Source organism: Acidithiobacillus sp. TH-A36 (assembly GCF_057473445.1).
The window spans coordinates 1-12,365 of the sequence record NZ_JBYCKP010000586.1; the positions used below are offsets into that span (position 1 = coordinate 1).

The window sequence follows — 12,365 nt, forward strand, 5'->3', positions numbered from 1 at the left end:
GGAGATTATGAAACCAGAGAAGGTTACCAGCCCTACATAGAAAATTACTTCATTCATGTTCCCGACGCCTACGACGATGTGGAAAACGCCCAAGGGGAAAAAACAGCCGCCCTGGAGCTGTATCGTGCTGCAGCGGCACACGCCGCAGCGCATGTGGTTTTTTCCAGATACGATCCCCGTTTTGAGCTGGCAAAGCCCTTGCAACGTTTGTGGATTGGTATTCTGGAAGATGCCCGGGTTGAGCATCTTGCCATCCAGAAATTCCCGGGCCTTTTCCCTCTATGGCAACATTTAGGCCGTTTGCCGGCCTGTGAGGAACAGGCAGCAGAACCTGAAACCGTAGCCATCATGGATCGTATCAGCCTCGCACTGCTCGATGCTGACTATGCTGATCCACATCCCTTTGTGGCCAACGCCCGAGAAGCGTTTATCCGGGTGTTGGCAGCCGAAGAAGACGTTTATGATGTGCTGATGGCGGCTGCTGAAAAACTGGCAGAAGAATGTGAAAAATCTTCCTGGAATTACTCTATGCAGAAAGATCAGTCTGAAAGCCCATATCGCGATGATAATCGCTATCTCTGGACGGCGCCTGCCACAGACTGGAGTGGCGATCCTCTCTCCGGCGGTCAGGCTCAGGTACGCAAATATGTCAGCATCATGGAAATGATCAACGCCGTCGATGTGGAAACAGCGGGAGATGATGCCCAGGAAGTCTGGGTGCTCGCCACAGAGTTCTATGACGACGATGGTCTGACGTTTAACGAAAAAGAGGGCAAGACGCCGGTATCGCAACCGGTAAATTATTCCGAGTGGGATTATCAGACCCAGCTGGAACGTCCCTTGTGGGTGACCGTGTATGAAAAACATCCCAAAATGGGAGATCCCTCAGAAATTAATACCATGCTCGAACAACAAAAGCCTTTGGTGCAAAGGCTGCGCAAGCTGATTGAAGCGGTGCAGCCCCAGGGCGTGGTGCGGACGCGCAAAGTCGAAGATGGGGATGAAATTGATATTAATGCGGCCATTCTGGCGATGACGGATATCCGCATGGGGCAACAGCCGGATCCGCGTATAGGTATTCGCACCCGTCTGAATATCCGGGATCTTTCCGTCATGTTGCTGGTTGACCTCTCCGAATCAACCAATGACCTGCTGCGTACGCGTTCAGAGGGTGATGTCAGTGTGCTGCATCTGGCCAGGGAAGCCACGGCTTTGCTGGCTGAGGCTCTGGAACGCATTGGCGACCCCTATATGCTTTGCGGTTTTGATTCCAATGGACGCCACGATGTGGAGTTTTACAAGTTCAAGGACTTTGATGCGCCTTATGATGACAAGGTGAAAGGTCGTCTGGCAGGCATGACCGGACAGCTTTCGACGCGTATGGGAGCGGCACTGCGCCATGCCGGACATCTGCTGGATCAGCGTGCCAGCCAGAAAAAATTGATTCTGCTCCTCACCGATGGTGAACCCGCAGATAATGATGTGCGCGATCCACAATATTTGCGTTTTGATACCAAAAAAGCCGTAGAAGAACTGAACCGCAAGGGTATCCGGACATTTTGCCTGTCTCTGGACCCTTATGCCGATGAATATGTTTCCAGAATTTTCGGGCAACGTAATTATCTGGTGCTGGATCATGTGGACAAGCTTCCAGAAAAATTACCGCAGCTTTATATATCCATGACCAAATGATTTTAAATTGGAACATAATACAGGGAGTGTCGAATGGGTAATTGGGCAATTGCAATTCCATTCCTGCCAATTTTATCGGCAGTCATTATTTTTGTCTTTGCGCATTCTGCCCGCAAGGTGGCGGCGCGAATCAGCGTAATCATTACCTTGCTGACTTTTATATTGGCGCTCATTGAGCTGACCAGTTATGCCCTGGGCGGCTTTTCGCGCGTGGAGGTTATCGGCACCCTCTGGGGGAGTGTATGGCTTGATCCTCTAACCCTCATCATGTGGAGTTTTGTAAGTGGAATCAGCCTGCTGGTCCATATGTATTCCGTCCGCTACATGGTCGAAGAGGCTAATTACACCCGCTTTTTTGCGCTTCTTGACTTGATGACAGCGACTATTTTATTCATGGTTTCTGCGGCTGATCTGATTACCTTGCTGGTCGCCTGGTTTCTGGTGGGGGTGGTACTTTATTTTTTGTTGGGCCACGATACCAACCGTCCTGCAGCAGGACGTTATGCGTTCTGGACGCAAATTACTTACCGGGCCGGAGATGTGCCACTCTGGTTGGCTGCTTTTGTGCTGATCAGAAGTTACCACTCTATTTCCCTTCCGGTGATTTTTTCCCGGCTGCAAATGTATCCGCATCTGGACGCTTTCTGGGGTTTATCGGTTCCGGAGCTGGTGGGTTTTCTCCTGGCTTTCGCCGCTTTTGCGCGCTCTGCCCAGTTTCTGCTTCATGGCTGGTTACCCTACACCATGGATGGTCCGACCCCAGTGTCTGCACTTATGCATGCAGGCATAGTCAACGCAGGCGGATTTTTGTTTAACCGGTTTTTTCCGGTATTCGAACACGCCAGTATTGTTTTGCATTTTGTATTTATCGTAGGCCTGATTACCGCTGTAGTGGGATCAGCCATGATGTTGATTCAAAATGATGTGAAACGCTCACTGGGCTATTCGACCATGGGGCAGATGGGTTTTATGGTCATGGAATGCGGGGTTGGGGCTTTTGCTCTGGCCATTTTCCATCTGATCGCCCACGGATTTTTCAAGGCATCCCTGTTTTTGGGAGCAGGAAATATCATTGGCGAGGCCCGGGAACATGATGGCGTCCCTGCGGACCCAGTGTACACCTCGATTGTCGAGCGGCGTCCGGCCAAGCCTTCACGGCTGCCCTGGCTGGCGGCGGCAGCCTTGACCATTATCGTACCAGTAGTCGTGCTCAGTGTGTCCCACTTATTTGTTTCATCGCGACTTCTGCACGAACAAGGGGTCATTATCCTGCTCTTTTTCGGCTGGGTGACCGGAGCCCAGGCCTTGTTTGCCACCCATAAAATGACCCATACCAACCCCTGGCGTTTGATGGGTGGTATTCTCGGATCATTTGTTCTGGTGGTCATTGGTTATACCCTGATCAGCCATTACTTCGGACACTTTTTATATCCGCACGACGAGGAATATCAGATATATGGTGCCGCCAGTATCAACAGCGTCTACTTTGACGTGTTGGTGATCATCCTTGCGCTGCTCTTTGTCGGTGCCTGGGCTTTGACCTTTTTTGCGGATTCCAGCGGTTGGTGGGATCGCGCAGATCAGGGCCGCTGGCGTGGTGTTTATCTGGCCCTGTATGCCTTGTTGTCCAGAGAGCTGTATGTCAATGACCTGTATGCCCGCATGACTCAGATTTTGTTGAGTGGGGCGCGGCGTCTCAACGTTATGTTACGGTGGTGCTGAGATGGATATCATCATCTGGATTATCGCAGGTGCTTTGCTACCCTGGTTCCCGTTCAGCTGGATTTTTAACCGTTTACTGGTCAGTGCACCGGGTGCCTGGGCGCGCGCTCTGACGGTTATTGTCCTGCCACAACTGGGTCTGCTGTTGCTTCTGAAATCAGGGGCCTGGTATCTGCTCGGCCAGGAAATGCCCACAGCCTTGCGGGCGTTGGCATTATTTACGGCGATTTTGTACGCCTATCGCGCTGCAGGAACCCGTGATATGCAGATTTGGGCGCGTTTTATGGCTACTTCCGGCTTGTCCCTGACCTGGCTTCTGGTCGGGGTCCTGCCGCAACACTGGGAGATGCAACTTTTTGTGCTCGCCTGGTCCATCCCTGCCGCGCTGATGCTGATATGGGCGGGCGTTTTGACGAAAAAAACCGGAGGTTCTTATCTGGGCCTGAGCGGCGGTTTTGCCCGGGTTTTGCCCCGTCTTTCCGTACTGATCTCGCTGACTGCACTTGCCGCCACCGCCACACCCATCTTTCCCAATTTTTTCGCCTTATTACAGGCTATGGAAAGCTTGCCAATCATCTGGATGCCTTTGTTATTGCTGGTCCTGCTCCTTTGGGGGTGGACCGTAGGGCGGCTTTTGCAGGATTTACTTTTCGGTATATACCATGGCGATGCGGTGCATGACTTGAGTGTGGCTGGCACCTGGTTGGGTGGACTGACTTTGGGGGTGTTTGCTTTGGTCGGAATCTTCTGGGGGGGTATATGGATCATCAACTGACTTTGGGGGATCGTCTGAAAGTACGGACGATGATTTATGTGGCCAGCGAGCCCATTCCCCGGTTTTGGCCAATGCGCACCTTCATTCACCATAACCCTCTGTTCGGGCTGGAACACCTTCCTTTTGAAGAGGCGGTGGAAGAAGCTGGCCGTTTATTTCACGGACGCGGATATCTTTCCCGCAGTGAATATCAGGAATATTGGCAGGCCGGGAAAGTCGATGAAAATGCGCTGCGCAAATATCTCCATGTTTTTCTCGAAAAACACGCAGAGACTCTGCCCGGAATTTCCATGGAGCATTGGCTCTGGTCCCTGCTGACGCGTTGCCAGAACGAGCAGGTGGTCCCGAGGACGGATTGGCTGGATGGACGAATTCTGCATGCGGTTCTCCATGGACAAGCGCCAGATCAAGATGACGATACCCGGAAGCACCGCCTGCAAGACATTCTCAGCCATAAAATAGCCCTGGATGGGCCAGTTTATGCCAATGTCGATCGTCTGTTCGGGACGGACATTGGCAGTACCCTGGATGATCTGCTGGTAAAAAGCTGCCTGGACTTTTTTGATGAAGGTCAGTCAGCCTGGCAGTCGCCGGGACGCAAGCAGGGATTTTTTGCTGCATGGAAGGAAGTGGCTCAGCATAATGTGCGCTTTTTCCTGCGTGGATTGCATTTGCGCAATCTTCTGGACTCAGAAGCGACGCCTGAAGGCGTAGTGGCGCATATTCTCCGGGATCTGAAAGTTCCCGAAGCTTCCTGGCAAAAATATATTACCCGGCAATTGACCCGTTTGCATGGTTGGGCGGGTTTCATCCGCTATCGGAGTACCGCCAAACATTATTACTGGGCAGAGCAGTATCCGGCGGATCTGACGGATTTTCTGGCCGTACGCATGGTTCTGGGTATGGCGTTACTTCAGGAGGCAGTCAGGCACCATGCCTGTCCGGCCAATGCCGAAGAAATTCAGGATTTCGTGCATGCGGATCCTTTTTCTGCCTATTTGCGTCTGGAGTTGTACACGGGTTCCATTTTGCCCGCCTGGGCACAACAGGTAGAAAATGTACTGGCACGGCGCAAACGTTCCGGTTTTGACAAGATGGCGCAGCAGTACATTGCTGCCAAGTCCCGTTGGGAAGCGGAACGTCAGATTAAGAATCTGCAGCGACTGGCTAAAGTCATGGGTGCAGAAGCGGAAGCGCAACTGTTGGCGATGACGCCGGATCAGCTCGACAGGTTTTTGGAGATTATGCGGGCCTGGGAAAAGCAGGAGGGCTTTACCTGGTTGCGGTCCATGGAGTCTCACTACATCAAGGATCTGGTCAACCGGATCCATATTCCGCAGGCGTCTGCAGCAGCCGAGGAGAAACGGCCTTTTGCCCAGGCGTTGCTGTGTATTGACGTGCGTTCGGAACCCATGCGCCGGCATCTGGAAGCGATTGGTGATTATCAGACTTTTGGAATTGGTGGGTTTTTTGGGGTGCCGATCAGCTTCCTGGAGTATGGTCGTGGCACTGAAGTGCATCTTTGTCCGGCGATTCAGACCCCCAAAAATCTGGTGCTGGAAATTCCCGCCGAACTGGAACTGGAAGAAGAACCGCTTTATGGTGCTCTGGAGCATGTGCTTCATGAACTGAAGAGTTCGGTGTTGTCCCCATTTGTGGCAGTAGAAGCCGTGGGTCTCATTTTCAGTCTGGGCTTGATTGGCAAGACCGTCGCGCCGCTGACTTATCATCATCTCCATCACAAGCTGCATGCTGAAAAGCCGGTAACGCGACTGCTCCTGGACAAGCTCAGTCCGGATCAGGCGGATTCCATTTTGCGGGCTGTGCAGCGGGCGATGATTGTCCGGGCGTTGATCAATGAATGGAATGTTCCGCGCGATCAGGTGACGGACGACGATGTCAAAGAGTTGCGCGAAATTGCTTTGGAACATATCTCTGGACCCAGTGCACTGGCCCAACGCCGCAATTTGTCTGCTCAGCAGGAGTCTGAATTCATTCAGAAATTGCGTGACATATATCGGGTCGAACGGCATGAAACCAGTTTGCAGATGGAGCGACTGGGCCGCATTGGTTTCAGTCTGGATGAGCAGGTCCGCTACATTTCTCAGGCTCTGCTGCTGATTGGCATGAATCGTAATTTTTCGCGCTTTGTGCTGTTGGTTGGGCATCAAAGCGAAACCGAAAACAATCCCTATGAATCGGCTCTGGATTGTGGGGCCTGTGGAGGTGGCAAGGGGCTACCCAATGCCCGGGTATTTGCGGCTATGGCCAACAAACCCGAGGTACGTCGGCGTTTGCGCGACAAGGGAATCATCATCCCTGACGATACCTGGTTTATGCCGGCCGTGCATAACACCACTTCAGACGTGGTGGAACTGCATGATGTGGACTTGTTGCCAGCAAGACATCTGCTCTATCTGGAGCGTTTGCAGAATGGCTTGTCAGCAGCTACCCGTCGTTCTGCTGCCGAACGCATGCCACTGCTCGGAGGAAATGCCAGGTTGGCCCAGGACCCCTACGCAGCGGCGGCCATGGCTCAGCGCCAAACCCACGACTGGTCGCAGGTCCGTCCAGAGTGGGGCTTGACCCGCAATGCCTATGCTATTGTTGGCCGACGGGAATTGACCGAGGGTCTGGATCTGGAAAGCCGGGCTTTTCTCCATTCCTACGATTACCGCCTGGATCCCAAGGGCCGTCTTCTGGAAACCATTCTTTCCAGTCCCATGGTGGTGGGTGAATGGATTAATCTGGAACATTATTTTTCCGTTGTGGATACGGAGCACTATGGTAGTGGCAGTAAGGTATATCACAACGTGGCGGGGCGCTTTGCAGTGATGACCGGCAACCAGAGTGATTTGCGTACAGGGCTGCCTACCCAGACCGTTCTCAAGGATGGCAAGCCTTACCATGAGCCGGTGCGCTTGATTGTGCTGGTCGAAGCGCCGGTCGCTTTTGCCCAGAGATCCGTGGGTAACCTGGTTAAAATCAAGGCGCTGCTGGGTGGGGGTTGGGTCCGGGTCATCATCATGGATCCGGAAGATGATTATCGCGCCTATGTCCTCGAAGATGGTGCCTTTCACTTGCAAGAACGAACTGAAACCCCTGACAGACAGACCCTCCTGGAGGAAATCGCATGAACACACTGAATTTGAGCCCTTTGAAAAAGCTGGAAATCATCATGGAGGGCGCGCACAAGGATTTTGCCACGGATCTTCTCGACAGGGCCGGGGTGAAAGGTTATACCATTGTCGGTAATTTGTCTGGAAAAGGCAGTCACGGCATTTATGAAGGACACGTTATGTTCAATGAAGATGACGTGCTGATCATGATTATAGTGGCTGTTCCCGAAGAGTTGGTGTCTCCTATTCTGGAAGGCTTCGCACCATTTTTTGAGAAACATACCGGGGTTGTGTTTGTTACGGATATCCAGGTCAGTCGGCTGGTGAAATTCAAGAATTAATATCAAGAGGTGATACGGTGAACAGTGATTCAAAAGAACAGTACCTGATTGAGAAAGAGCCGTATTACAAGGAAGTCCACGATGAAATTTCCTTGTATGAAGCGGCTTACGCAGCCCGTCTGCCGATGATGGTCAAGGGCCCGACCGGCTGCGGAAAGTCCCGTTTTGTTGAATATATGGCGTGGCGTCTGAAGCGGCCTCTGATTACTGTGGCTTGCAACGAGGACATGACGGCTTCAGACCTGGTAGGGCGGTTTCTGCTGGACAAGGATGGTACCAAATGGCAGGACGGTCCTCTGACCACCGCTGCGCGTATAGGGGCCATCTGTTATCTGGATGAAATTGTCGAGGCTCGTCAGGATACGACGGTGGTGATTCATCCTCTTACGGATCATCGGCGCACACTTCCCCTGGATAAGAAGGGTGAGCTGATTCAGGCCCATCCTGATTTTCAGCTGGTGATTTCCTTTAACCCCGGCTACCAGTCTTCCATGAAAGATCTGAAACAATCCACCAAGCAGCGTTTTGGGGCTTTGGATTTTTCCTATCCGCAACGGACGATTGAAGTGGAAATTGTGGCTCATGAGTCGGGTGTTTCGGAAGATATGGCGGAAAAGCTGGTTTCCATTGCCGAACGTTCGCGCAACCTCAAGGGTCACGGTCTGGATGAAGGCTTGTCCACACGTATGCTCATTTATGCCGGTGCGTTGATACAGAAAGGTGTGGCACCCATTGCGGCCTGCAGCATGGCCCTGGTGCGCCCGATTACGGATGATCCGGATATGCGTGATGCCCTGGATGCGGCCGTCGGTACTTTTTTCTAACCTGAAACGGCGCGGGCCAAAGTTGCTGCAAAGCCTCCAGGTCCGCGACCATATTGAGGATTAAGGTCTTTTTACCTTGATTCGGGCTGGCTTCAACCCCGGTTTCAGTGCTGACGCAACCACTCCATGCTTTTGATCAGCATTCGATGGATGGAAAGTCCCTTATTGTAGGCGTGTACCTCATGCAGGGGTATCCAAAGCAAGGCATGGGACTCACTGTTTCCATCCAGGGGGATACGATCATCTATTTCCACCAGAAATCGAATATCCAGATGCTGATGGGCTAGCTCGCTGCCATGCCGGCGAGTCCGGTGAATATCCACATCAAAGATGCTTGATTGCAGCAAGCGGATATCTGTCTCTGCAACCCCGGTTTCTTCGCCGCACTCCTTGAGCGCCACGGCGAGGACATTTTCATCACCATCCGCATGTCCTCCCGGCTGAAACCATTGCTCCAGTTTCCGGTGGAGCATAAACAGCGTAGCGGTACGGGCAGGGTTGAGAATCCAGGTGGAAGCGGTAATGTGCAGGCCGCTTCCTTCCCGAAAAAAGCAATCCGGATCGCTTTGCAAAAGAACGCAACCCCGACGGGCATAAGCCAGCTCTTCCATATAGTGACTGCGATACTGGCAGAGCTGGGTTTGCAGGGTTTGCCGATTCATCTGCATCAAGTCCAGGAAGGGTTTTCCACGGCGTGGATGGCGGCGGCTGCGGCTTCATCCACGTCCGCTTCCTTTCCGGCAATGGTCAGGCGTCCGTAGGCACCCACGGCACGTACATCGACCAGCGTGATATTGGCAGCTTTTTCCGCCTGATTGGCGGCATATATGACGTAACCGGCCGGATCAGTTTCCAGAATGAACATGCTCTGCTCCGGAAGAATCATGGAGCCGCGCCGCCCCTGGCGGTTTATGAGTACGGTGTGATCCGGCATCATTCCACGGATGATTTCTTTCCAGGTGATTTTGCAGGCGGTACGATCCTGCTGACTGGCACCCATGCGCTGCAAAACCACTCGACCAGCCTCCCGTACATCACTCTGGTCACGATGATGAACGACCATCGCTCCAAATTCGCGTTCAATGACCTGCTGGGAAAGATGCACGCGGGTAGCTTTCAGGGCAATGTCCGTGAGACGGTGAATTGCCATGGCAGGGGAAACTTCAATCCACAAGGCCGCATCGCCGGGCACAGGAAGAAAGCCCTGGGAGACCGAGGCCATATATGCAGCGAGTTGCGGTTGTAGGGAGTCTATGTAGACGTAAGTGCGAAGTTGAATCATGAGCCATGGTTCGAATATAGTCGATCAATTATAGCGGGATTTACCGCTACGCTCCAGTCCATTTCATGTTGATCAGATGAGGTTGATAGTATTGGGAAAGCATCGCCTGCGGCGCTGGGCTCTGGATATTGTGCTGATGCTGTTGGTCGTGGCCGGAGTGTATGTATGGACACAATGGCGCGGCGCAAGTGATGTTGCTACTCCTGCCACATTACCGGTTCTGACCCTGCAAAAGCCGGATGGGCAGTGGGTACAGTATCATCCCGGAGCAAATCAGGTGGCCCTGATCAATTTCTGGTCTGCGGATTGCCCTCCCTGTATTGCCGAAATACCCGCCCTCAACTGGCTCCAGCAATGGTTTGGGGGTGCTGGATTTACGGTGCTGGGTGTAGCTGTTGCCGGAAATACGCCGCAGGCCATCGCGGCGGCGCGCTCCCGTTTTGCTATTGATTATCCCCTTTATGCGGATAAAAACGGAGCGGCCGCCCAGATTCTGGGCGGCGTTATCCTGACTCCCACCTCCTTGCTGATCAACCACAAGGGGCAGATTGTAGGCCGTTATGTAGGGGCTATTTCCCTGCCCGTTGTCGTCTGGCGATTACTTTGGATGTCCCGTCATTAGCGATGTATGGCTATTTCCCTGTGGGTGCGTTGCCGGATAGAGGGGTGCTAGGGCTTTCGCCTCCGCTGCTAAAGGCTGCTGCAGCGGACAAGCCGGCCGCCGGCAATATTGGGCATACAAACGCTCCCAATCCCGACGTGTTTCAGCAGGTTTGGCGCAGGCGAGGGCCAGCATCCCAAAACCATCATCGTCCCAGCCGCAATCACTCAGCACGGCTTCCGGCCAGCGTTGCATGTAGGCGTCGCGCATCAGGTTTTTACCTAATTCTGCCAAATCCTCAGCAATACCCCGGGCAAGAGCGCGCTCTTTCCATTCGTCCCATTCAAATAACGTTTCCTGTGTGGCAACCATAGAACACTCTCCCGTTGTGCAATTTCATGAGTGCACCCTTATTGGATGGGGTGCTTTTGGGCTACGACTCTTTAGGTTTAGTTCAGCTTGGGAGTGCTGTCAATAATTATATTCATATGCTTATATGCTAAAATTACGCTTCTCGCTGCTTTTCTGTCCTTGTGCTAGGTTAAGCGGTTATTATCCTGAAGACGTCAGCGGGCCTGCAGGTTTTTTGCTCCAACGTCCCTTGCCTGTTGTTCTAAGGCTCATCCTGCTGTCAGGAGAGAACTCGCCCTTTGGGCTCAGACAGCTCTCCTGACGGGCGCAGGATTTCGCCAAGAACAACAACGGCGCGGGCCAAAGTCGCGGCAAAGCCTGCAGGCCCACTGCCGTCTTCGGGATTACAGTGGCATCTCGCAACGGAGTGGTACACATGATTCGAAGTATGACGGGGTTTGCCCGCAGTGAAAGGCATGGAGACTGGGGCACGCTGGTTTGGGAATTGCGTACCGTCAATCACCGTTACCTGGATATCAGTTTACGGTTGCCGGAAGGTTTTTCCGTGTATGAAACGGCGATCCGGGCACGCTTGCAAAAATCCCTGCAGCGCGGAAGGGTTGATGTCTGGCTGCGCTTTCAGGCTGTTGAAGGTGGAGGGTTGCGCCTCAACCGTGATCTGGCGGTAGAATTACAGACCATTTACAGCGAATTGCTGCAGTGCTGGAATCTGCGCGAGACGGCTTTGAATCCGCTGGACGCCTTGCGTTGGCCCGGTCTGGTGCAAAGCACCGGCACGGACAGTGCTGTTCTGGAAGAAGAAGTTTTGTCCTTGCTGGATGGTACCATTGAAGAATTACAGGCCACCCGGGAGCGTGAGGGGGCAGCACTGGCGCAGATACTGTTGAGCCGGGTGGATGCCATTGGCGAACAGACCTGCGCGCTGCGGGCGCATCTTCCGGAACTGGAAGAGGCGGTGCGGAATCGTCTGCAGACCCGTCTTGCTGACCTGTCCGTGCAGGTCGATCCGCAGCGCTGGGAGCAGGAAATTCTGTTTTATCTTCAGCGTCAGGATACGGCAGAAGAGCTGGATCGGCTGGATACGCATCTGCAGGAATTGAGACGGATACTGACCCGCCGCGAAGCAGTTGGACGGCGTCTGGATTTTTTAATGCAGGAGCTGAACCGGGAAGCCAACACCCTGGCCTCCAAGGCTGCAGACAGTCAGGTGACTTTTGCATCTGTGGAACTGAAGGTGTTGATCGAACAGATGCGCGAGCAGGTGCAGAATGTGGAGTAGAAAATCATGACGAACAGCGCAGAACGCGGTATCCTGTGGATTATTTCGGCGCCTAGCGGGGCGGGGAAAACCAGCTTGTCGCGAGCGCTGGTGGAGGTGACTTCGCAGTTTCGCGCTTCGGTTTCCTACACCACGCGTCCGGCACGACCCGGAGAGGTGGATGGAACAGACTACCATTTCGTGGAAATGGCGCAATTCAGCGAAATGGCGGAGCGGGGCGAGTTTCTGGAATACGCCCGGGTGCATGGTAATGGTTATGGCACCAGTGAGCCCTGGGTCAAAAGCCAGCTGTTTGCCGGCATGGATGTGTTGCTGGAGATAGACTGGCAGGGCGCGCGTCAGGTCCGTGAACGTTTAC

The 12,365-nt window shown here is 53.3% G+C and carries 12 protein-coding genes; 9 read left to right on the forward strand and 3 right to left on the reverse strand.

Annotated features, from left to right (window positions below; genetic code table 11):
* From AC2VLY_RS14810 to AC2VLY_RS14835, 6 genes are all read left to right on the forward strand, one after another.
* On the forward strand, positions 1-1,692 hold a 1,692-nt coding region (locus AC2VLY_RS14810; RefSeq protein WP_486922533.1), incomplete at its 5' end, for a nitric oxide reductase activation protein NorD.
* A gap of 33 nt (positions 1,693-1,725) precedes the next feature.
* On the forward strand, positions 1,726-3,414 hold the full coding sequence (locus tag AC2VLY_RS14815; RefSeq protein WP_010637891.1) for an NADH-quinone oxidoreductase subunit 5 family protein: 1,689 nt from the start codon (positions 1,726-1,728) through the stop codon (positions 3,412-3,414).
* Position 3,415: 1 nt separating this feature from the next.
* Positions 3,416-4,189: a hypothetical protein gene (locus tag AC2VLY_RS14820; RefSeq protein WP_193651031.1), complete on the forward strand. Its 774-nt coding sequence runs from the start codon at positions 3,416-3,418 to the stop codon at positions 4,187-4,189.
* Entirely contained in the window at positions 4,174-7,326 is a 3,153-nt protein-coding gene (locus AC2VLY_RS14825; RefSeq protein WP_486891854.1) for a DUF2309 domain-containing protein, read from the forward strand. Before AC2VLY_RS14820 ends, AC2VLY_RS14825 begins: the two co-directional genes overlap by 16 nt.
* Positions 7,323-7,649 carry a P-II family nitrogen regulator gene (locus AC2VLY_RS14830; RefSeq protein WP_010637896.1) on the forward strand — a complete coding sequence of 109 codons (327 nt, stop codon included), beginning with the start codon at positions 7,323-7,325 and terminating at the stop codon, positions 7,647-7,649. The genes AC2VLY_RS14825 and AC2VLY_RS14830 overlap by 4 nt, the downstream gene beginning before the upstream one ends.
* A gap of 17 nt (positions 7,650-7,666) precedes the next feature.
* Positions 7,667-8,473 carry a CbbQ/NirQ/NorQ/GpvN family protein gene (locus AC2VLY_RS14835; RefSeq protein WP_193651033.1) on the forward strand — a complete coding sequence of 269 codons (807 nt, stop codon included), beginning with the start codon at positions 7,667-7,669 and terminating at the stop codon, positions 8,471-8,473.
* Between the two features lie 104 nt (positions 8,474-8,577).
* On the opposite strand, the gene AC2VLY_RS14840 is transcribed toward AC2VLY_RS14835, so the two are convergent.
* A complete protein-coding gene (locus AC2VLY_RS14840) occupies positions 8,578-9,135 on the reverse strand; it encodes an NUDIX hydrolase (RefSeq protein ID WP_486891855.1) in 558 nt (185 codons plus the stop codon).
* 5 nt (positions 9,136-9,140) lie between these two features.
* A complete protein-coding gene (locus AC2VLY_RS14845) occupies positions 9,141-9,755 on the reverse strand; it encodes a BMC domain-containing protein (RefSeq protein WP_024893627.1) in 615 nt (204 codons plus the stop codon).
* Between the two features lie 91 nt (positions 9,756-9,846).
* Between AC2VLY_RS14845 and AC2VLY_RS14850 the strand changes: the two genes are divergently transcribed.
* Positions 9,847-10,377 carry a TlpA disulfide reductase family protein gene (locus AC2VLY_RS14850; protein WP_486891856.1) on the forward strand — a complete coding sequence of 177 codons (531 nt, stop codon included), beginning with the start codon at positions 9,847-9,849 and terminating at the stop codon, positions 10,375-10,377.
* Here AC2VLY_RS14850 and AC2VLY_RS14855 read toward each other — a convergent pair.
* On the reverse strand, positions 10,354-10,728 hold the full coding sequence (locus AC2VLY_RS14855) for a hypothetical protein (protein ID WP_193651034.1): 375 nt from the start codon (positions 10,726-10,728) through the stop codon (positions 10,354-10,356). The two genes, AC2VLY_RS14850 and AC2VLY_RS14855, sit on opposite strands and share 24 nt — an antisense overlap.
* A gap of 415 nt (positions 10,729-11,143) precedes the next feature.
* Between AC2VLY_RS14855 and AC2VLY_RS14860 the strand changes: the two genes are divergently transcribed.
* The gene (locus AC2VLY_RS14860; protein ID WP_193651035.1) at positions 11,144-12,007 is read left to right on the forward strand and encodes a YicC/YloC family endoribonuclease; all 864 of its coding nucleotides are present in this window, start codon (positions 11,144-11,146) and stop codon (positions 12,005-12,007) included.
* A gap of 6 nt (positions 12,008-12,013) precedes the next feature.
* Positions 12,014-12,365 (forward strand): guanylate kinase (locus AC2VLY_RS14865; protein ID WP_486922534.1); only part of this gene is annotated, 352 nt, incomplete at its 3' end.

What these genes read in the sequence shown, in the direction of transcription:
- AC2VLY_RS14815 (WP_010637891.1), top strand. Translation starts at nt 1,726, where the DNA reads ATGGGTAATTGGGCAATTGCAATTCCATTCCTGCCAATTTTATCGGCA.
- AC2VLY_RS14820 (WP_193651031.1), top strand. Translation starts at nt 3,416, where the DNA reads ATGGATATCATCATCTGGATTATCGCAGGTGCTTTGCTACCCTGGTTC.
- AC2VLY_RS14825 (WP_486891854.1), top strand. Translation starts at nt 4,174, where the DNA reads ATGGATCATCAACTGACTTTGGGGGATCGTCTGAAAGTACGGACGATG.
- AC2VLY_RS14830 (WP_010637896.1), top strand. Translation starts at nt 7,323, where the DNA reads ATGAACACACTGAATTTGAGCCCTTTGAAAAAGCTGGAAATCATCATG.
- AC2VLY_RS14840 (WP_486891855.1), bottom strand. Translation starts at nt 9,135, where the DNA reads ATGAATCGGCAAACCCTGCAAACCCAGCTCTGCCAGTATCGCAGTCAC.
- AC2VLY_RS14845 (WP_024893627.1), bottom strand. Translation starts at nt 9,755, where the DNA reads ATGATTCAACTTCGCACTTACGTCTACATAGACTCCCTACAACCGCAA.
- AC2VLY_RS14855 (WP_193651034.1), bottom strand. Translation starts at nt 10,728, where the DNA reads ATGGTTGCCACACAGGAAACGTTATTTGAATGGGACGAATGGAAAGAG.
- AC2VLY_RS14860 (WP_193651035.1), top strand. Translation starts at nt 11,144, where the DNA reads ATGATTCGAAGTATGACGGGGTTTGCCCGCAGTGAAAGGCATGGAGAC.